This is a genomic window from Dietzia aurantiaca, assembly GCF_021033825.1.
In the GTDB taxonomy this organism is placed as follows: domain Bacteria; phylum Actinomycetota; class Actinomycetes; order Mycobacteriales; family Mycobacteriaceae; genus Dietzia; species Dietzia aurantiaca.
In genome coordinates, this window is record NZ_JAIFXZ010000005.1 from 141,537 (window position 1) to 159,725 (window position 18,189).

The 18,189-nt window shown below is 69.9% G+C and carries 16 protein-coding genes; 11 read left to right on the top strand and 5 right to left on the bottom strand.

The features are described from left to right. Positions 1 to 12 precede the first annotated feature (12 nt). Positions 13 to 825 carry a siderophore-interacting protein gene (locus K3888_RS08020; RefSeq protein ID WP_230929730.1) on the bottom strand — a complete coding sequence of 271 codons (813 nt, stop codon included), beginning with the start codon at positions 823 to 825 and terminating at the stop codon, positions 13 to 15. Positions 826 to 1,007: 182 nt separating this feature from the next. Here K3888_RS08020 and K3888_RS08025 point away from each other — a divergent pair, with 182 nt between their 5' ends. The 4 genes from K3888_RS08025 (at position 1,008) to K3888_RS08040 (ending at position 4,681) form a co-directional block, all read left to right on the top strand. Further along, positions 1,008 to 2,288 carry an ABC transporter substrate-binding protein gene (locus K3888_RS08025; RefSeq protein ID WP_230929731.1) on the top strand — a complete coding sequence of 427 codons (1,281 nt, stop codon included), beginning with the start codon at positions 1,008 to 1,010 and terminating at the stop codon, positions 2,286 to 2,288. A gap of 203 nt (positions 2,289 to 2,491) precedes the next feature. Next, positions 2,492 to 3,529, top strand: a complete 1,038-nt coding sequence (locus K3888_RS08030; protein WP_372459546.1) for a carbohydrate ABC transporter permease — start codon at positions 2,492 to 2,494, stop codon at positions 3,527 to 3,529. A gap of 119 nt (positions 3,530 to 3,648) precedes the next feature. Next, positions 3,649 to 4,449: a carbohydrate ABC transporter permease gene (locus K3888_RS08035; protein WP_230929785.1), complete on the top strand. Its 801-nt coding sequence runs from the start codon at positions 3,649 to 3,651 to the stop codon at positions 4,447 to 4,449. Between the two features lie 7 nt (positions 4,450 to 4,456). Then, positions 4,457 to 4,681: a hypothetical protein gene (locus K3888_RS08040; protein WP_230929732.1), complete on the top strand. Its 225-nt coding sequence runs from the start codon at positions 4,457 to 4,459 to the stop codon at positions 4,679 to 4,681. 63 nt (positions 4,682 to 4,744) lie between these two features. Here the strand turns inward: K3888_RS08040 and K3888_RS08045 are convergent, their stop codons facing one another. The 3 genes from K3888_RS08045 to K3888_RS08055 all read right to left on the bottom strand — a co-directional run bounded on the left by K3888_RS08045 (position 4,745) and on the right by K3888_RS08055 (position 7,226). Further along, positions 4,745 to 5,545, bottom strand: coding sequence for an LLM class F420-dependent oxidoreductase (locus tag K3888_RS08045; protein ID WP_230929733.1), 801 nt, complete (start codon positions 5,543 to 5,545; stop codon positions 4,745 to 4,747). 62 nt (positions 5,546 to 5,607) lie between these two features. Beyond that, positions 5,608 to 6,087: a GXWXG domain-containing protein gene (locus K3888_RS08050; protein ID WP_230929734.1), complete on the bottom strand. Its 480-nt coding sequence runs from the start codon at positions 6,085 to 6,087 to the stop codon at positions 5,608 to 5,610. Continuing rightward, on the bottom strand, positions 6,084 to 7,226 hold the full coding sequence (locus K3888_RS08055) for an acyl-CoA dehydrogenase family protein (protein ID WP_230929735.1): 1,143 nt from the start codon (positions 7,224 to 7,226) through the stop codon (positions 6,084 to 6,086). The genes K3888_RS08050 and K3888_RS08055 overlap by 4 nt, the downstream gene beginning before the upstream one ends. A 113-nt stretch (positions 7,227 to 7,339) precedes the next feature. On the opposite strand from K3888_RS08055, the gene K3888_RS08060 reads away from it, so the two are divergent. Genes K3888_RS08060 through K3888_RS08070 form a run of 3 tightly spaced genes read left to right on the top strand, consistent with a single transcriptional unit; the run spans position 7,340 to position 11,182 of the window. Continuing rightward, positions 7,340 to 8,836, top strand: a complete 1,497-nt coding sequence (locus K3888_RS08060; protein ID WP_230929736.1) for an aldehyde dehydrogenase family protein — start codon at positions 7,340 to 7,342, stop codon at positions 8,834 to 8,836. 7 nt (positions 8,837 to 8,843) lie between these two features. After that, entirely contained in the window at positions 8,844 to 9,968 is a 1,125-nt protein-coding gene (locus K3888_RS08065) for an oxygenase MpaB family protein (protein WP_230929737.1), read from the top strand. Then, positions 9,965 to 11,182 (top strand): oxygenase MpaB family protein, encoded by a 1,218-nt coding sequence (locus K3888_RS08070; RefSeq protein ID WP_308281931.1) that lies wholly within the window; start codon positions 9,965 to 9,967, stop codon positions 11,180 to 11,182. The genes K3888_RS08065 and K3888_RS08070 overlap by 4 nt, the downstream gene beginning before the upstream one ends. Before the next feature lie 188 nt (positions 11,183 to 11,370). Here K3888_RS08070 and K3888_RS08075 read toward each other — a convergent pair whose 3' ends face one another. Beyond that, positions 11,371 to 12,762 carry a TetR/AcrR family transcriptional regulator gene (locus K3888_RS08075; RefSeq protein WP_230929739.1) on the bottom strand — a complete coding sequence of 464 codons (1,392 nt, stop codon included), beginning with the start codon at positions 12,760 to 12,762 and terminating at the stop codon, positions 11,371 to 11,373. A 166-nt stretch (positions 12,763 to 12,928) separates the two neighbouring features. On the opposite strand from K3888_RS08075, the gene K3888_RS08080 reads away from it, so the two are divergent. Genes K3888_RS08080 through K3888_RS08095 form a run of 4 tightly spaced genes read left to right on the top strand, consistent with a single transcriptional unit; the run spans position 12,929 to position 18,178 of the window. Then, on the top strand, positions 12,929 to 14,146 hold the full coding sequence (locus K3888_RS08080) for an acetyl-CoA C-acetyltransferase (RefSeq protein WP_230929740.1): 1,218 nt from the start codon (positions 12,929 to 12,931) through the stop codon (positions 14,144 to 14,146). Positions 14,147 to 14,190: 44 nt separating this feature from the next. Further along, on the top strand, positions 14,191 to 16,404 hold the full coding sequence (locus tag K3888_RS08085; protein ID WP_230929741.1) for a 3-hydroxyacyl-CoA dehydrogenase NAD-binding domain-containing protein: 2,214 nt from the start codon (positions 14,191 to 14,193) through the stop codon (positions 16,402 to 16,404). After that, positions 16,404 to 17,390, top strand: a complete 987-nt coding sequence (locus K3888_RS08090; RefSeq protein WP_308281937.1) for an NAD(P)H-dependent flavin oxidoreductase — start codon at positions 16,404 to 16,406, stop codon at positions 17,388 to 17,390. The genes K3888_RS08085 and K3888_RS08090 overlap by 1 nt, the downstream gene beginning before the upstream one ends. Next, complete coding sequence (locus K3888_RS08095) at positions 17,387 to 18,178, top strand: enoyl-CoA hydratase (RefSeq protein WP_230929742.1); 792 nt, start codon at positions 17,387 to 17,389, stop codon at positions 18,176 to 18,178. Before K3888_RS08090 ends, K3888_RS08095 begins: the two co-directional genes overlap by 4 nt. Positions 18,179 to 18,189 lie beyond the last annotated feature (11 nt).

Genomic DNA, 18,189 nt, shown 5'->3' on the forward strand with positions numbered 1-18,189 from the left:
CGTTCTCCGGTGTCACCGCCAGTAGCCGGTGAACGTCACGATGTCCTTGGCGACGCCGCATTCCCTGACCAGGAACCGGCGGAGGCCGGTCACCATGGACGACGGGCCGGCGAGGTAGGCATATGTGAGGTCGACCGGGACACCGCGCCGCCGGACCTCATCGGTCGCGCGGGCGCCGTGCTCGTCGTCGTCGCCCCGTTGTTTCCACACGACCTCGACCCCCGCGGGTCGGGGGAGGTCGCGGATGTCGCGGGGGTCTCTGACCTCGACGACGACGAGCCCGCTCAGGGCCGGCGGGGCCTGGTCCAGGATGCCGGCGATCGCGGGCAGGGCGGATTCGTCGCCGACCAGTAGTTCGGCCGTGGACCCGGCCGGCGGTGCGTAGAGGCGTCCCTCGTCGAGGATCGCGGCAGGGGAGCCGATCGCCGCATCGCGCGCCCAGGTCAGGCCCGGGCCGGAGTGGGAGTCGTCCACATACACGTCGAAGTCGAGCTCGGCGGTGGCCCGTCCCGCTGCCGGGTCGGCGGGTCGGTACCCGGCGGTCGTGTAGTTGCGGATGAGCGGCCGACGCGAGGGCGGGGTGAGCGTGTAGGCGGCCATGCTGCGGATGCTCATGTCCGGCAGCGTCTTCGGTTCGGCGGACCCGCCGGCGCCCTCGGTCGGCAGGAACAGGCGGAACCACTGGTCCGCGCCCATGGGGCGGTAGTCGGCCAGGGCCTCGCCGGTCACGGTCAGCCGCACGAAGGACGGGCTGATCAGTTCTCGGGCGGTGAGGGTGACGGGGACGGTGACGGCGGCGCCGGGCTTGATCCTTCTGGTAGACATATGGTGAGCCTAACCTAACTCGCTCGGCTCGCCGTTGCGCCGAAGGTCACGTTTAGGTAGCGACCTGATGCGGGTGTGACAAGCGGGGCGAGGCGCGGGCGGTGCTGGGATAGGGTTCCTGAAGACATTGTGAGTGCGGCCACTGGTCGTCCTCGCACGGGTCGATGACAGGAGTTGGATTCATGGCCGGATTCGGCAGGATTTTCAAGGGTGCCGCGATCGCCTCGATCGTCGCGCTCTCCGTGACCGCATGCTCGAGCGACGACGGCGGCGACACGTCGGCGAGCGAGGACACCACCGCCGGTGTCGAGTCGCGCGGCCCCATCAAGTTCGCGATGGGTAAGAACGACGTCGAGACACTGAAGCCGTTCATCGAGCAGTGGAACGCCGAGCACCCCGACGAGGAGGTCACCCTCCACGAGCTCCCCGGTGACCAGGACGGTCAGCGTGACACGCTGGTCCAGTCCCTCCAGGCCAAGAGCGGCGAGTACGACGTGTTCGCCCTGGACATCACCGACACCGCCCACTTCGCGGCGAACGACTGGATCCAGCCGATCGAGGGCGACACCGCCGTCGACACCTCCGGCCTCCTCCCGGCCGCCGTCGAGTCGGCCACCTACAACGGCACGCTCTACGCGGTCCCGCAGAACACCAACGCGCAGCTGCTGTACTACCGCACCGACATGCAGCCCGAGGCCCCGGCCAACTGGCAGGCGCTGGTCGACTCGTGCATCGCTGCGTTCGAGGCCAACGTCGACTGCCTCCAGATGCCGCTCAATCTCGGCGAGCAGACCACGGTGGCCGCCAGCCAGTTCATCAACAGCTGGGGTGGCGCCATCGTGGGCGAGGACGGTGCGACCCCCGAGGTCGAGTCCGAGCAGTCGCGCGCCGGACTCCAGGCCCTCGTCGACGGCTACCAGTCCGACGTGATCGCCAAGAAGACCGACTCCTTCTCCGAGGAGGAGACCGCTCTCGGCTTCCTCGCCGGCGAGACCATGTACTCCTACAACTGGCCGTACATGTACGACAAGGCCCTGACCGAGGGGCAGCCCGAGGTCGCCGAGAACTTCGACGTCGCGCCGATCCTGGGCCCGGACGGCGCAGGTGCCTCCACCCTGGGTGGCTACAACAACGCCATCAGCGTCTTCTCGGAGAACAAGGCCACCGCTGTGGACTTCGTCCAGTACATCATCAGCGAAGAGGTCCAGATGGGCTTCGCCCAGGCCTCGTTCCCGCCGGTCCTGGCCTCGATCTATGACAATGCGGACCTGCAGGCCGAGTTCCCGTACATGACTGCGCTGAAGGTCGCGCTGGAGAACGCCAAGCCCCGCCCCGTGACCCCGTTCTACCCGGCGGTGTCCAAGGCGGTGCAGGACAACACCCACGCAGCACTCAAGGACGAGAAGTCCGTCGACCAGGCAACGACCGATATGGCCGCGGCCATCCAACAGGCCGGGAACTGAGAATCCGCGGCTGAGGTGAGCGGGAGACCTTCGAACTCCCGGACTCATCGCCGTACCGCCGTCGACCGGCCGGTGCGCGGGTATACGATCCCGTGTGCCGGCCGGTTCGTCGTCCGGGGCGTCGGCTCCCGCACCGAGTTCCAGGCGCCACAGCCGCACCTTGTGCCGCACCACTCCTCGCACCACCGAATCCAGGAGGGCCGATGACAGCCCAGCGACCGGAGGCCCCGACGGCCCCGGCCTCCCCGCCAGGCGTTGAGCGGAAGGCGGCCGAGCCGCCGGCGCTCGTCAAGAAGAAGTTCGACTGGCGCCCACTGTGGATGGTCGGGCCGCCGCTGGTCATCCTCGCCGTCATCATCGGCTACCCGATCGTGCGGGCCGTCTATCTGTCGTTCGTCGGCGATGCCGGTCTCAATCCCGCGACCGGCAAGTTCGAGGCGGGGACGTTCGGCACCCTCCAGCACTACATCTACTGGCTCACCCAGACGTGCACCAGCAACAGTGGCAACTCCGTCCCGTGTGCCCCCGGCAACATCGCCACCGACTTCTGGCCCGCCATGCGCAACACGGCGATGTTCACCGTGGTGACCGTGTCGATCGAGACGGCGCTCGGCTTCTGGATGGCCGTGGTCATGGGTCGCAACATCTGGGGCCGCGCCCTGTTGCGGGCCGCGGTGCTGGTGCCCTGGGCCATCCCCACCGCGGTCACCGCCAAGCTGTGGGCGTTCATCTTCTCGCCCAACGGGATCGTCAACTCGATTCTCGGCCGCGACATCGCCTGGACCACCGACCCCTTCTACTCGAAGGTCGCCGTGATCGTCGCCGACGTGTGGAAGACGACGCCGTTCATGGCGCTGCTCATCCTCGCCGGCCTGCAGATGATCCCCCGCGACGTCTACGAGGCGGCCCGCGTGGACGGCGCCTCCAAGTGGCAGCAGTTCACCAGGATCACCCTGCCGCTGGTCCGGCCGGCGCTCATGGTGGCGGTCCTGTTCCGCACCCTCGATGCGCTGCGCATGTACGACCTGCCGGTGATCCTCATCAGCGCCAACTCGAGCTCGCCCACCGCCACCATCTCGCAGCTCGTGGTCAACCAGATGAGAACCGGCGCATTCAACAGTGCGTCCGCGCTGTCCACGTTGGTATTCCTGCTCATCTTCGCGGTGGCGTTCGTCATGGTGAAGTGGCTCGGGGCGAACGTGGTCGAAGACCGCACCGGCAAGAAGGAGGAGATCCGGTGAGCGCACCCACCGCCCCGGCCGGTTCCGGTCCGGGATCCCGACCCGGCGGTCGACCCGACTCCGCCCGCCCGGCTCTCAAAGCGCCCAGGCCACCGCTCTGGCCGCAGGTCCGCACCTACCTGGGTGCCCTGTTCATCCTGGTCTGGGGTCTCGCGCCGTTCTATTGGATGGTCGTCACCGCATTCCGGGACAATGTGCACACGTTCTCGCAGAACCCGCTGCCGACGCACCTGACGCTCGACAACTTCAAGCAGGCGCTCGACACGAGCGGTGGCAACGATTTCCTGGCGGCGATCGGCAACTCGGTCTTCATCAGTGTCGTCACCACGGCGGCGGCGATCACCTTCGGCGTGTTCGCCGCCTACGCGCTGGCCCGCGTGGATTTCCGCGGCAAGTTCATGGTGACCGGCGTGATTCTCGCGGCGTCGATGTTCCCGGGCGTCGCCCTGGTGACCCCGCTGTTCCAGCTGTTCACCGATATCGGCTGGATCGGCAGCTACCAGGCGATGATCATCCCCAACATCTCGTTCGCGCTCCCGCTCACGATCTACACGCTCACGTCGTTCTTCAACGACCTGCCGTGGGAGCTCGAGGAGGCAGCGCGCGTCGACGGCGCCACCCGTGGGCAGGCGTTCGTCAAGATCATCCTGCCGCTGGCCGCGCCGGCCCTGTTCACCACGGCGATCCTCGCGTTCATCATGACGTGGAACGAGTTCATGCTGTCGAGCCAGCTGTCGAACCAGTCGACCGAGCCGGTGACCGTGGCGATCGCCCGCTTCGCGGGCAACGACCCGTTCACCCAGCCGTACGCGGCGATCATGGCGGCCGGCGCCCTGGTGACCGTCCCGCTGGTGATCATGGTGTTGATCTTCCAGCGGCGCATCGTCTCCGGTCTCACCGCCGGCGGCCTGAAGAGCTGACCCGGCGGTGGCCCGTTCCGGATCGGACGCGCTGGGCACCCGTCAGCGGCTGGAGGTGCTCGGCGGGTTCGTCGGCTTCTTCACCGTGCTGGCGGTGGTCAACGCCGTCGGGCTGATCGTCACCGGAAGGCCGTCAGCTCCGGCCTCGTTCGTGCTCGTGCTGATGCTCGTCCTGTCGTGGCTCAACTTCCGCGCGTGGCGTCGGGCGGACCGCGCAGTCAAGGGCACCTGAGCCCTGGCCGTCGGGCGCCCTCCCCGGGGGGCGAGCCCGCAGGAGCGTTCTTCAGCGTCCGCCTCAGCGCCCGTCGCGCCAGGCCACCAGTGACTCGACCAGCTCGAGCGGGTAGTCGGGCCCGTCGACGCCCACGGTGAACAACGTGATGCCCTCAGCATGCAGCGCCTCCGCCGCCCGCCGCGCCGCATCCGGCGACTCGGCACCGCCGATCTCGGTCGAGCGTTCGATCTCGGCCGGGTCGCGGTCCACGTCAGCGCAGTGCGCGGCGAGCACCGCGGACTTGTGGCGGTAGGTCTCCACGTCCACGAACGAGTGCCAGATGTCGGCGTGCCGCGCGACGTGCCGGAGCGTCTTGCGCTCCCCGCCGCCGCCGAGCAGGACCGGGATGTCGCGTGTGGGCGCGGGGGTCAGCCTGGCCAGCCGGTTCTCGATGCGCTCCAGCGAGTCGCCGAGCGCGTCCAGCCGCGAGCCCTTCGTGCCGAACTCGTACCCGTACTCGGTGTAGTCGCGTTCGAACCATCCACCGCCCAGCCCGAGGATGAGCCGCCCGCCCGAGATGTGGTCGACGGTGCGGGCCATGTCGGCGAGCAGGTCGGGATTGCGGTAGCTGTTGCAGGTCACCAGGGCGCCGATCTCGACCCGCTCGGTCTGCTCCGCCCAGGCGGCGAGCATGGTCCAGCACTCGAAGTGGGCGCCGTCGGGGTCGCCGTACAGCGGGTAGAAGTGGTCCCAGTTGAACACCACGTCCACGCCCGCGTCCTCGGACCTGCGGACGGCGTCGCGCAGCAGACGATAGTCGGGGGCGTGCTGCGGCTGGAGCTGGACGGCGATGCGGACCGGGCGTTCGGCGGTGGCGCTCATGGGCCCATTGTGCGGGCGGTGGGCGGAGCGCGCATCCGTGCTCCGCACCACGCGCCCCGGGTTCAGCCCTCGCGGTCGAGGACAAACCAGAAGTGCTCCCCGTCGGAGACGGTGCCGCGCCCGTTCATCACGGCCAGGAGGGTGGTGGGTAGCCCGGAGGCGTCGGTGTCGACGACGACGAAGTGGTCGATCACCGGCAGCCGGTCGTACACCATGGAGGCGGTCGGCCGTCCGCGGAACGAGACCTCCCACAGAGAGGCCCCGCCGCCGCCCGTCGCCGACGTATCGGGAACGACGTCCCCGGAGTCGTCGGTCACGAGAATGGGGTCGACCTTGCGCGCGTCGGTGAAGTCCTTTCCCCACCAGCGCATCTGGCCGAGCATGCTGAACATCTGGTGCCCGGTGTCCAGGCCCGTGCCGCGCCAGCGGCTACCGGCGATGTCCTCGACGCGGGCCGGCTCGAGGGCGTCCCACAGGGCGGAGACCCGCTCGGACGGGACGGTCTCGAGGGAGCGGATCTCGGTGAGCTCGGCCGCGCTCACAGTCCGTACGTCTTTCCGATGATGTCGCGCTGGACCTCGTTGGTGCCGCCGTAGATCGGCGAGACCACGGCCTGGCGGACGAGACGCTCCATGCCGTACTCGGTGGCATAGCCGTAGCCGCCCATCGACTGCATGCACTCGAGGGTGACCCGCTTGCTCAGCTCGGTGGCCTTGAGCTTGACCATGGACGCCTCGCGCGGGAAGAGGGCGTCGGGGTCCGACTCGTCGACCTTCCTGGCCACCGCGTAGACGAGCAGGCGGGTGGCCTCGATCTCGGTGGCCAGGTCGGCCATGCGGTGGCGGATCACCTGGAAGGAGCCGACGGGTCGGCCGAACTGCTCGCGCTCCTTGATGAAGTTCAGGCAGTCGTCGAACGCGCGCTGGGCAACGCCGAGTTGCATGGCGGCCAGGATGAGGCGCTCGGTGTTGAGGCCGGTCATGAGCTGCTGCCAGCCGCCGCCGACCTCGCCGACCACCGCGTCGGCGGGCAGGCGGACGTCGGTGAAGTATAGGTCGTTGACCTCCTTGCCGCCCATGGTGTCGATGCCGGTGATCTGCAGGCCCTCGATGTCGGCCGGCACGTCGAACATCGTGATTCCCTCGTGCTTCCTGCCCGACGAGTCGGTGCGGGCGACCAGCAGAATGCGGTCGGCGAAGTGGGCGTTGGAGCACCAGGTCTTCTGGCCGTTGATCACCCACTCGTCGCCGTCGCGCTCGGCCTTGCAGCGCAGCGCGGCCACGTCGGAGCCGGCGCCGGGCTCGGACATCGAGATCGACAGGGTGCCGCCGCCCACGGTGAGCTCGAGGGCGCGCTTGCGCTGTTCTTCGTTGCCGAACTTCTCGTAGGCGGCGGCGGTGATCAGGGTGGGGCCGATGCCGCCGATGGGGGCCAGGCCCTTGAGCGAGTGCTCGAGGAGGAGGCAGAGTTCGACCGCGCCGGCGGCGGAGCCGCCGTACTCCTCGGGGATGGTCAGGCCGAGCCAGCCGAGTTCGGCCATCTTGGCGTAGATCTCGGGAGAGTGGGTGCCACCCTCCATGGTCAGCTCGGCACGCTTCTCGACGCTGCCGACCTCGCGGGCACAGAAGTCGTCGATCGACTTGGCGAAGTCACGCTGCTCTTCGGTGAGGATGTCGAACACGTCGAGCCTCTTTCCTTGCTGTAGGGGTGTCGGGAACGGTCGCAGTCGACTACTGTGGCCGGTATCACCGTACGCTACATCAAATATATGTGATCTGAAACGGGAGGCCTCCGATGACCACCACCGAGCCGAGCAAGACCGGCCCCACCTTCGCCAGCCTGGACCCCCGCGACGGCACGGTCCTCGCGGAGTACCCGATCGCCGGCCCGGAGGAGGTCGCCCTCGCCGTGGAGCGAGCCCGCGCCGCCGCCGCGTGGTGGGCGACGCAGGGGCCGCGTGGTCGGCGAGAATGGTTGCTGGAGTACAAGCGTGCGATCTCCTCCCGCGCGGCCGAGCTGGCGGCGCTGATCTCCGCCGAGACCGGTAAGCCGGACGAGGACGCGACCCTCGAGGTGTTGCTCGCGGTCGGCCACCTGGAGTGGGCCGCCAAGAACGCCAACAAGGTCCTTCGTCGTCGCTCCGTCTCGGCCGGCCTGCTCATGAGCAACCAGTCCGCGTACGTCGAGTACCAGCCGTTCGGGGTGGTGGGGGCGATCGGCCCGTGGAACTACCCGGTCTTCACCCCGATGGGCACGCTGTCCTACGCCATGGCCGCCGGTAACGCGGTCGTGTTCAAGCCCAGCGAGTTCACACCGGGTGTCGGGGTGTGGCTCGCCGAGGTCTGGGATTCGCTCGGCGCCTCCCAGCCGCTCATCCAGACCATCACCGGTGACGGCTCGACCGGCGCCGCGCTGTGCAGGGCCGGTGTCGACAAACTGGCCTTCACCGGTTCCGCGGCGACGGGCCGCAAGGTCATGGCCGCGTGCGCCGAGACCCTCACCCCGGTCGTCATCGAGGGCGGCGGCAAGGACGCGGTGCTCATCGACAAGGACGCGAATCTCGATGCCGCTGTGGATCAGACCGTCTTCGGCGCCATGGGCAACGCGGGCCAGACCTGCGCCGGCGTCGAGCGGATCTACGTGCACGAGGACGTCCACGAGGCGTTCGTCCACAAGTTCGCCGCGAAGGTCCGCGCACTGTCGCCCGGCACCTCGATCAGCTCGAGCTACGGTCCCATGACCATGCCCTCGCAGGTCGACATCATCCGCCGCCACGTCAAGGACGCGATCGCCCGCGGCGGCAGGGCCGTGGTCGGTGGCGAGGAGTCGGTGGGCGACCGGATCGTCGAGCCGGTCGTGCTGGTCGACGTGCCGGAGGATTCGACCGCGATCACCGAGGAGACCTTCGGCCCGACCGTGACCATCAACAAGGTGCGCGACCTGGAGGAGGGCGTCGAGAAGGCCAACGCCGTCAACTACGGACTGGGCAGCGCGATCTTCACCAAGGACCGCAAGCGTGGACTCGCACTCGCGGAGAAGGTCGATGCCGGCATGGTCTCGATCAACTCGTTCCTCGCGTTCGCCGGCATCGCGGCCCTGCCGTTCGGGGGCTCGGGCGAGTCGGGCTTCGGCCGGATCCACGGCGCCGACGGGTTGCGGGAGTTCTCCCGCCCGCGCTCGATCACGGTCGAGAAGTTCGCCGCCCCGCTCAATCTCATGACGATGACCCGCAAGCCGCGGGACATCAAGATCGTCAAGTGGATGCTCACCAACGTCCAGGGAAAGATGTGATCCAGGCATGACCGCGACCACGCCAGGTACGACCGGGGATGTGTCGACGACGACGAAGCCGTCGCTGTCGTCGTCCGACACCCGGCAGCAGACGGTCCCCGGGGTGTTCGGTCCGATCCCGGTGGACATGGTCCCCGACGCGGACAGGGCGCATCCGCTCACGGCCACCGTGCCGTTCAAGCCGGGCCGCTGGTACTGGCGCGATCTCATCGCGTCGCTCGACCCGGTGACGGACGCGGCGGAGATCCACCGCATCACCGCCGCGTACGAGTTCCCGTGGGATTACCAGCGGGCGCTCGAGCTGGCGCTGTACCGCACGTACTGCGTGCCGTCGGTCTCGGCGGTGCTGGCCGGGGCGGGCAACTTCCGGGACGCTCCGCAGCAGCGGTACGACGACACGGCGCTGCTCATGGCCGAACTCGTGGAGCACGGTGTCGATTCGACGCGCGGCAAGGAGTCGCTGCGGGTGATCAACCGGCAGCACGCGATGTACGACATCACGAACGACGACATGCTGTACGTACTGTCGACGTTCATCTACGAGCCGCTCGAGTGGATCGACGCTAACGGCTGGCGCCGGCTGCACCCAAACGAGCGGCTGGCCGCGTTCCACTTCTACCGCGGGGTGGGGCAGCGGATGAACATCACCGACATCCCGGAGGACATGGGCGAGTTCCGGCGCTGGCGGGACGCCTACGAGGCCCGGGTGTTCCGCTACGCGGACACCAACAACGAGATCGGCAACTACACGCTCGACCTCATGTGCGCGTGGTACCCGCAGTCGATGCGGCCTCTGGTCCGCAAGGTCGTGCAGTCGCTCATCGACGACGACATGGCGCGGGCCTTCGGCTTCCCGGCACCGGCGCCGCGCGTACGTGGAGCCGCCTACTCGGCGATCCGCCTGCGGTCGCGCATCATCCGCTGGTTCCCGGTCCGTCGTAAGGCGTACGGCACGGAGGGCACGGAGAACCGGACCTATCCCGGTTACCCGACCGGATACCGGCCCGCGGACCTCGGGGCGCACCCCATCACGCCCCGGGATCGGATGGCGGGCGGCGGGTGCCCGGTCCCCCACGGGGTGGCCGCGGCCGGCGGATCCGGGGGAGGAGCGCCCGAGGGGGAGGTGGCGTGACCACGGACGCGGCGCCGGCCCGGCCGGTCGGTGCTCCGGACCGGTTTGCCGCCGACGAGCGGTGGGGCGCCCGGGCGGCGCTGCTGCTCCGGCCGTTCGCCGACGTGCGATCGGGGCCCACGCCGGCCGAGCGGGCCCGGATCGCCGAGGCGCTGGGCTCAGGGGACCCGGTGGCCGATGTGGTGCTCGAGTCGATCTCCCGTGGTGACACCACGATGGCCCGGGTGCGGGCGGCTCTGGACGCGGCGGTATCCGGCGAGGCGGCGCCGGCGGGGGAGCCGGACGAGGTCACGGTCTTCGTGCGCGCGGTCACTGAGCTGCCCGACTGGCTGGACCCCGAGCTCGCCGACCGGGGGGCCCGGGTCTGCCTCCGTGCCGGGCTGACCGGTCAGTACGTGCTGGGCGACCTGGCCCTGCTGGGCGGCTACCGGCCGGCGGCGACCACCGAGGTGCTCGCCTCGACGGGGCGCCTCACGGGGGAGGGCACCGCGAAGCGGGTCGCAGAGACCATGGCCTGGTGGCACGCGGTCGCCGCGCCCGACGGCTGGCGGCCGGGCAGTCCCGGCTGGGAGACCACCGTGCATGTGCGCCTCATGCACGCGCGGGTCAACCGGGCGATGCTCGACAAGGGATGGGACGTCGCGGCCAAGGGCCAGCCCATCAACCAGGCCGACATGGCGGCCACCAACGGTCTGTTCTCGGCCACGTTCCTGTTGGGCACGCTCGTGCTGGGCATCCCGCACACGCCGTCCGACGCCCGCGCGGTCATGCACCTGTGGCGCTGGATGGGGTGGGTGATGGGGGTTGATGAGGACTTCCTGCATGACACTCCCCGGCGCGCGCTGCGGGACATGTACCACTTCCTGCGCACGTCCCCGCCGCCCGACCAGAACTCGGTGATCCTGGGCCGGGCACTGCTGGACTCGTACGGGCACACGGACTTCCCGCATCTGCCGACGCTTCGCCGGCGGCTGGACGTGGCCCGCCACCGGGCCACGGCGACCTACCTCAACGGCCCCGCCGGGATGCGTGAGCTGGGGCAGAGACCGGCCGTGCCGTGGTATCCGGCGCTGCTCATCCCGGCCAACCTGGCCGCCCACGGGGCCGCGCTGGTGTCGCCGAAGGTGCGGAATGCCCTCGAGCGTCGCGGCTACCGTCGGATCCGCCGGCAGATCACCCGCTACTCGCGCGGGGCCGTCTCGCCCCTCGCCTGACCGCCCGTCGGCCGGCGTGGCACGCCGCTGCCGATGAGAAGCAGGCTGTGGCCCGGAGCCGCCCCGTCCGCCGCCCCGGCTGCCGGCCCGGCGGTCACATCGACAAGAGCGTTCCGCACACGACTTCCGAGAGAATGGTGTGCGGAACCCTCTTCTCGTTGCGACGGTCAGGAGTTCGGCGTGGGTGATCAACGGGGGAGGAGCACGGTTCCGGCGAGTTGACCGAATCGTGGTGCGGCAGCCGGGTCGAAACCGGTTCCCTGGCCGCCGTCGAGAACCACCGCGAGGGCGGCGTGGACCCGCACGCGGGCCGTCGCGTCGTCACTCGCATCCGCCGGGTCGCTGCTACCGGGCGTCCCCGCGTCGCGGACGAGCCGCGCCCACCGGTCGAGCTGCCGACGTTGGGAGCGGCGCAGTCGATGGCGGTCCTCGGCGTCGATCGCCCCCAGTTCCGAGTGGTAGAGCATCAGGTCGGGCCCGTGGGAGAACGCGATCGACACGTACGCGTCCAGCATGTCGGTGAGGGCGTCGGCGGGGCCGGTCTCGGCACTGTTCATCGCGGCGTGACTGTCCAACAGCCCCTCCACCAGCGTGGCGGTCCGGTCCACGGCAGCGGTCAACAGCGCCGACTTACCGGGGAAATGTCGGTAGAGCGCGGACGCGGCGACGCCGACATCGGCGCCGATCGACTCCATCGACACACTGTCGTAGCCCGACGAATGGAACCTGGCGATCGCGGCGGTGATGGCACCTTCGCGGGTCGCCGCGCCCCCGCGAAGACGAGGAACACCACCGCCGCCGGAGCGCAGACCGCTGCTCCCGCCGCTGCTGCTGACGTCGTTGCCGGAGCGCAGACCGCTGCTGCCGCTGCTGCCGCTGCTGCCGCTGCTGCCGCTGCTGCCGCTGCTCCCGCTGCTGCCGGCGGTCTCGGTGCCGGTGGCGCCGCCGGGGCGGCGAGGCGGGGCAACCGTCGCGAGGTCATCGGCGATCGAGGTCATGAGCGCGACCGAGTCGGCGTCGGTCAACTCGATTCGATGGTGGCCGAGCGAGGCGATACACGAGAGGATCGCCGCAGCTGCCGAGTTCGCGCCGGCCGGGTGGCCGTCTCGTCGTCGTCCCCGAACGGCGTCGGCGAGCCGGCACCGGACGCGGGCGTCGACCTCGAGCACCGCGGCGCGATCCCCGGGCGTGAGGTAGCGCCCCTGCCAGCGATACAGCGCCGCCCGCGACCGGTGGCCCAGCGTGGTGCGCGTGATGGACGCGACCATCTCCTCGAGGGTCGGTGGCGTGTCGTGGCCGGATACGGCTGCGGCGACCGTGGACTCGGAGGCCGCCTCGAGCGCCAGGGCCAGGGTGGCGACGGCATCGCGGAACATCTCGTACTTCCCCGGCACGTGTCGGTAGAGCGCGCCGGGAGTGACCGCGAGGCGCTCGGCGATGTGCTCGACCCGCGTGGAGTGATACCCGCGACGGGTGAACTCGTCGGCGGCCACCAGCGCTATATCCGCACGTCGGGAGCCCACTTCGGGCGCGCAGAGCGACGCGATCGGCGTCTCGGGATGCGTGGGCGAGGAGGTCACGAAGGCTCGGCTCTCGGGTTGGTCGGAAGCGGGGTGTGATCTTGACAACAGCGGCTACAGTGGCCATAGTAAACCCCAATTCACAGATATATGTGATCGAATCTACGTAGCCGTCACTCCGGCGACGGCGAATTCCACAAGCAAACGCGGAAGGGAACTCCCACCCATGTCAGTGCCCGAGGCCTTCATCTACGACGCGGTGCGCACGCCCCGCGGACGGGGCAAGTCCAGCGGTTCGCTCCACAGTGTCGCGCCGATCGATCTCGCGGTCGGCGTGCTGCAGTCGGTGGTGGAGCGCAACTCCAGCCTTGATCCCGCGCAGATCGAGGACGTGGTCATGGGCATCGTCGGCCCGGTCGGCGAGCAGGGAGCGGTGCTGCCGCGGATCGCGGCGATCGCCGCCGGGCTGCCGGAGACCGTCGCCGGCGTCCAGGAGAACCGCTTCTGCGCGTCCGGGCTTGAGGCGGTCAACCTGGCCGCGCAGAAGGTCCGCGCCGGTTGGGAGGACCTGGTCATCGCCGGCGGCGTCGAGTCGATGTCGCGCGTACCGATGGGCTCGGACGGTGGCGCGTGGGCGCAGAACCCGCGCGTCAACTACTCCACGTCGTTCGTGCCGCAGGGCATCGGCGCCGACCTGATCGCCACGATCGAGGGCTTCGGTCGCCGTGACGTGGACGAGTTCGCCGCCCGCTCGCAGGAGCTCGCCTCCGCGGCCTGGGACGACGGCCGCTTCGCCCGCTCGGTGGTCCCCGTGGTGGACCTGGCCGGTCAGGTCATGCTCGATCATGACGAGCACATCCGCCGCGGCACCACCGCGGACGACCTGGCGTCCCTGAAGCCCTCGTTCGCCGCGCTCGGTGAGCAGGCGGGGTTCGACGCCGTGGCGCTGCAGAAGTACCACGCGGTCGAGAGGATCGACCACGTCCACCACGCAGGTAACTCGTCGGGAATCGTCGACGGCGCCACGGCGATGCTGATAGGCAACGCCGCCGCCGGTGAGCGCAACGGCCTGACCCCGCGCGCCCGTATCGTCTCGGCGGCCGTGATCGGCTCGGAGCCGACCATCATGCTGACCGGACCGACGCCGGCCGCGCGCAAGGCGCTGGCCAAGGCGGGTCTGACGATCGGCGACATCGACCTGTTCGAGGTCAACGAGGCGTTCGCGGCGGTCCCGATGAAGTTCGCCAAGGACCTCGATGTGCCGATGGAGAAGATCAACGTCAACGGCGGGGCGATCGCCATGGGCCACCCGCTCGGCGCCACCGGCGCGATGATCCTGGGCACCGCGCTGGACGAGCTCGAACGCCGCGATGCCCGTTACGCCCTGGCCACGCTGTGTGTGGGCGCCGGTATGGGCATCGCCACCGTCATCGAACGTCTCTAGATCCCGCGCCGGCCGCATACCTGACAAGGACGAGAAACCCTCTCATGAGCAGCGATTTCACCAACACCATCCAGTATGAGCGCGACGCCGATGGCGTCGTCGTCCTGACCATGGACGACCCGGGCCAGAGCGCCAACACCATGAACGCCGACTACCTGGCCTCCATGGAGGCCGCCGTCGACCGGCTCGAGTCCGAGTCCGACGACATCACCGGGGTCGTGCTGACCTCGGCCAAGAAGACCTTCTTCGCCGGGGGCGACCTCGGCGACATCCTGTCCATCCCCTCAGGCGGCGCGGACGCGGCGATCGAAACCGTCGGGCGGGCCAAGGCCCCCCTGCGGCGCCTGGAGACCCTGGGCAAGCCGGTCGTGGCCGCCATCAACGGCGCCGCGTTGGGCGGGGGCCTGGAGATCGCGCTGGCCGCGCACCGACGCATCGTCGTGGACTCCCCGGCCGTGCAGCTCGGCCTGCCCGAGGTGGGCCTGGGCCTGCTGCCCGGCGGCGGCGGCGGGATCGTCCGCACTGTCCGCATGTTGGGCGTGGCCAATGCGCTCATGGGGGTGCTGCTGGAGGGCAAGCGCATGCGGCCCGGCCAGGCCCTGGAGATGGGCCTGGTCGACGAGCTCGTCGCGGGCCCCGCGGATCTGGTGCCGGCAGCCAAGGCGTGGATCGCCGCCAACGCAGACAATGCGGAGGCCGCAACCCAGCCCTGGGACCGCAAGGGTTACCGCATGCCCGGCGGCACCCCGTCCAGCCCGGCGCTCGCGGCCAACCTGCCCGCCTTCCCCGCGATGCTGCGCAAGCAACTGAAGGGCGCGCCGTACCCCGCGCCGGTGGCCATCATGTCGGCGGCCGTCGAGGGTGCCGGGCTGGATTTCGACACCGCATCCACGGTCGAGGCCCGCTACTTCGCCGAGCTGGCCACCGGGCAGACGGCCAAGAACATGATCCGGGCGTTCTTCTTCGACCTGCAGAAGGCAGGCGGCCTGGCCAAGAAATACGGCTCCGCCGACCGTGCTCCCATCGACAAGGTCGTGGTGTTGGGCGCGGGCATGATGGGCGCGGCGATCGCCTACGTCTGCGCCAAGGCCGGTATGGAGGTGGTCCTCAAGGACATCGACCAGTCCGCCGCCGAGCGCGGTAGGGGCTACTCCGAGAAGCTCGTGGCCAAGACGGTCTCCCGCGCCGCCGAGGGCCAGGCCCGGGAGAACGCGCAGGCCAAGGGCGACGCCCTGCTGGCCCGCATCACGCCCACGATCGATCCCGCGGACGCTGCCGGTGCCCAGGCCGTGATCGAGGCCGTGTTCGAGGACCCGAAGGTCAAGGAGCAGGTGTTCGCGGAGATCGCACCGCACATCGCACCGGACGCACTCCTGTGCTCGAACACCTCGACCCTGCCCATCACCCTGCTCGCGAAGGGCGTGGACCGGCCGGCCGACTTCATCGGACTGCACTTCTTCTCACCCGTCGACAAGATGCCGCTGGTCGAGATCATCAAGGGCGCCGAGACTTCCGAGGACACCCTCGGGCGGGCCCTGGCCCTGGTCGCCGCGATCTCCAAGACCCCGATCGTCGTCAACGACTCGCGTGGCTTCTTCACCTCCCGCGTGATCGGTACCTTCACCAACGAGGGCATGGCGCTGCTGGCCGAGGGTGTTCCCGCCTCGACCATCGAGCAGGCCTCCTCGCAGGCCGGCTACCCGGCACCCGTCCTGGCCCTGATGGACGAGCTCACCCTGACCCTGCCCCGCAAGATCCGGGACGAGACCCGGCAGGCCGCCGAGGCCGAGGGCACCCCGCTTCCGGCCCACCCGGCCGACCAGGTGCTCGACCGGATGATCGACGAGTACGACCGCAAGGGCCGCTCGTCTGGCGCCGGGTTCTACGAGTACTCCGACGGCAAGCGCGCCGGACTGTGGCCAGGTCTGGCCGAGGCGTTCGGCGGCGACGTCGAGATCCCGCTGCAGGACGCGATCGACCGCATGCTGTTCGCCGAGGCGATCGAGACCGTCAAGTGCCTGGACGAGGGCGTGCTCGAGACCACGACCGACGCCAACGTCGGCTCGATCCTCGGCATCGGCTTCCCCGGCTGGACCGGTGGCGTCGCCCGCTACATGGACCAGTACCCCGGTGGCCTGACCGGATTCGTGGCCCGCGCCGAGGAACTCACCGCGAAGTACGGCGAGCGGTTCACCCCGCCCGCCTCGCTGCGCTCCACAGCCGCCTCCGGCGGCACGTACGAGGAGGTCCAGCCGTGATCCGCACCCGCTTCACCGAGGAGTTCGGGGTCCGTCATCCGATTGTCCAGGGCGGGATGATGTGGGTCGGCCGCGCCGAGCTCGCGGCCGCGGTGTCCAACGCCGGCGCGCTGGGCATCATCACCGGCCTCACGCAACCCACCCCGGAGGACCTGGTTCGCGAGATCGACCGGTGCCGGGAGATGACCGACCAGCCGTTCGGCGTGAACCTGACGATCCTGCCCGCGATCACTCCGCCGCCCTACGCCGAGTACCGGCAGGCGATCGTGGAATCGGGCGTGAAGATCGTCGAGACCGCCGGATCCAATCCGAAGGACCACCTGCCGGTGTTCCACGAGGCCGGCATCAAGGTGATCCACAAGTGCACCTCGGTGCGGCACGCGGTCAAGGCCGAGCAGCTCGGCGTGGACGTGGTGTCGATCGACGGTTTCGAGTGCGCCGGCCACCCCGGCGAGGACGACGTGCCGGGCCTGGTCCTCATCCCGGCCGCCGCGGCCAAGCTGACCATCCCGATCCTGGCCTCCGGCGGTATCGCCGACGCCCGGGGGATGGTCGCGGCGCTGGCCCTGGGCGCGGACGGCGCCAACATGGGCACCCGGTTCATGTGCACCGCCGAGTCCCCGGTCGACGAGGCGGTCAAACAACAGATCGTCGCCAACACCGAGCTCGACACCAAACTCATCTTCCGCACGCTGCGCAACACCGCACGAGTGGCGGCCAACGCGATCTCCGCGGAGGTCGTGGCCAAGGAGGCCGAGGGGGCGGAGTTCGCCGACATCCAGCACCTGGTGGCCGGCGCCCGCGGCCGCAAGGTCTTCGAGGACGGCGATCTCGACGCCGGTATCTGGACCGCCGGCCAATGCCAGGGCCTGATCGACGACATCCCCACCGCGGCCGAACTCGTCGACCGCATGATGTGCGAGGCCGAGGAGATCATCACCTCCCGCCTGGCCGGGATGGTCGAGGCCACGGAGGCAGCGCGATGACCGTCACCGGACACGACGCCGTCAAGGTCGAGCGGGACGACCTGGGCGTGGTCACCATCAGCATCAATCGGCCCGACCGCATGAACGCCCTCGACCATCCCACCGTGTGTGCGCTGACCGAACTCGTCGCCCGGCACGGCACCGACCCGGGCACCCGGGTCCTCCTGCTGGCCGGCGAGGGCGCCGCCTTCACCACCGGCGCCGATCTGCAGGCCATCAAGGAGGCCGGCGCCGACGCCCCCACGCCCGAGGTGACCATGGACAGTGCCGCCGCACTCGTGCGGGCGGTGCTGACCGCGCCGGTGCCGGTGATCGCGGCGGTCAACGGCCCGGCGGCCGGCGTCGGGGTCTCACTCGCGTTGGCCTCGGACCTGATGCTCATGGCGGACGACGCCTACCTGCTACTGGCGTTCACCAACATCGGCCTCATGCCCGACGGCGGTGCGAGCGTGCTCCTGCCGGCGGCGGTCGGCCGGGCGGTCGCCTCCCGGATGCTCCTGCGCGGCGACGCCGTGTCGGCGGCGGAGGCGAAAGACGTCGGGCTGGCCGTCGAGGTGCTGCCCGCCGCGGACCTGCGCGCCGCGGCCACCAAGGTCGCCCGCCGCCTGGCCCGCGGCCCGCGCCGCGCCCTGGAGCTGACCAAGCGCTCCGTTACCGGCGCGACCCTGGCCGAACTCGACGCCGCACTGGCCCGCGAGCACGAGGGCCAGTGCGAGCTGCTGGTGTCCGCCGACTTCGCCGAGGGCGTCTCCTCGATCCTCGAGAAACGACGCCCCGACTTCTCCTGACCGCACGACCG

What these genes read in the sequence shown, in the direction of transcription:
- K3888_RS08065 (WP_230929737.1), top strand. Translation starts at nt 8,844, where the DNA reads ATGACCGCGACCACGCCAGGTACGACCGGGGATGTGTCGACGACGACG.
- K3888_RS08045 (WP_230929733.1), bottom strand. Translation starts at nt 5,545, where the DNA reads ATGAGCGCCACCGCCGAACGCCCGGTCCGCATCGCCGTCCAGCTCCAG.
- K3888_RS08025 (WP_230929731.1), top strand. Translation starts at nt 1,008, where the DNA reads ATGGCCGGATTCGGCAGGATTTTCAAGGGTGCCGCGATCGCCTCGATC.
- K3888_RS08030 (WP_372459546.1), top strand. Translation starts at nt 2,492, where the DNA reads ATGACAGCCCAGCGACCGGAGGCCCCGACGGCCCCGGCCTCCCCGCCA.
- K3888_RS08080 (WP_230929740.1), top strand. Translation starts at nt 12,929, where the DNA reads ATGTCAGTGCCCGAGGCCTTCATCTACGACGCGGTGCGCACGCCCCGC.
- K3888_RS08085 (WP_230929741.1), top strand. Translation starts at nt 14,191, where the DNA reads ATGAGCAGCGATTTCACCAACACCATCCAGTATGAGCGCGACGCCGAT.
- K3888_RS08020 (WP_230929730.1), bottom strand. Translation starts at nt 825, where the DNA reads ATGTCTACCAGAAGGATCAAGCCCGGCGCCGCCGTCACCGTCCCCGTC.
- K3888_RS08060 (WP_230929736.1), top strand. Translation starts at nt 7,340, where the DNA reads ATGACCACCACCGAGCCGAGCAAGACCGGCCCCACCTTCGCCAGCCTG.
- K3888_RS08095 (WP_230929742.1), top strand. Translation starts at nt 17,387, where the DNA reads ATGACCGTCACCGGACACGACGCCGTCAAGGTCGAGCGGGACGACCTG.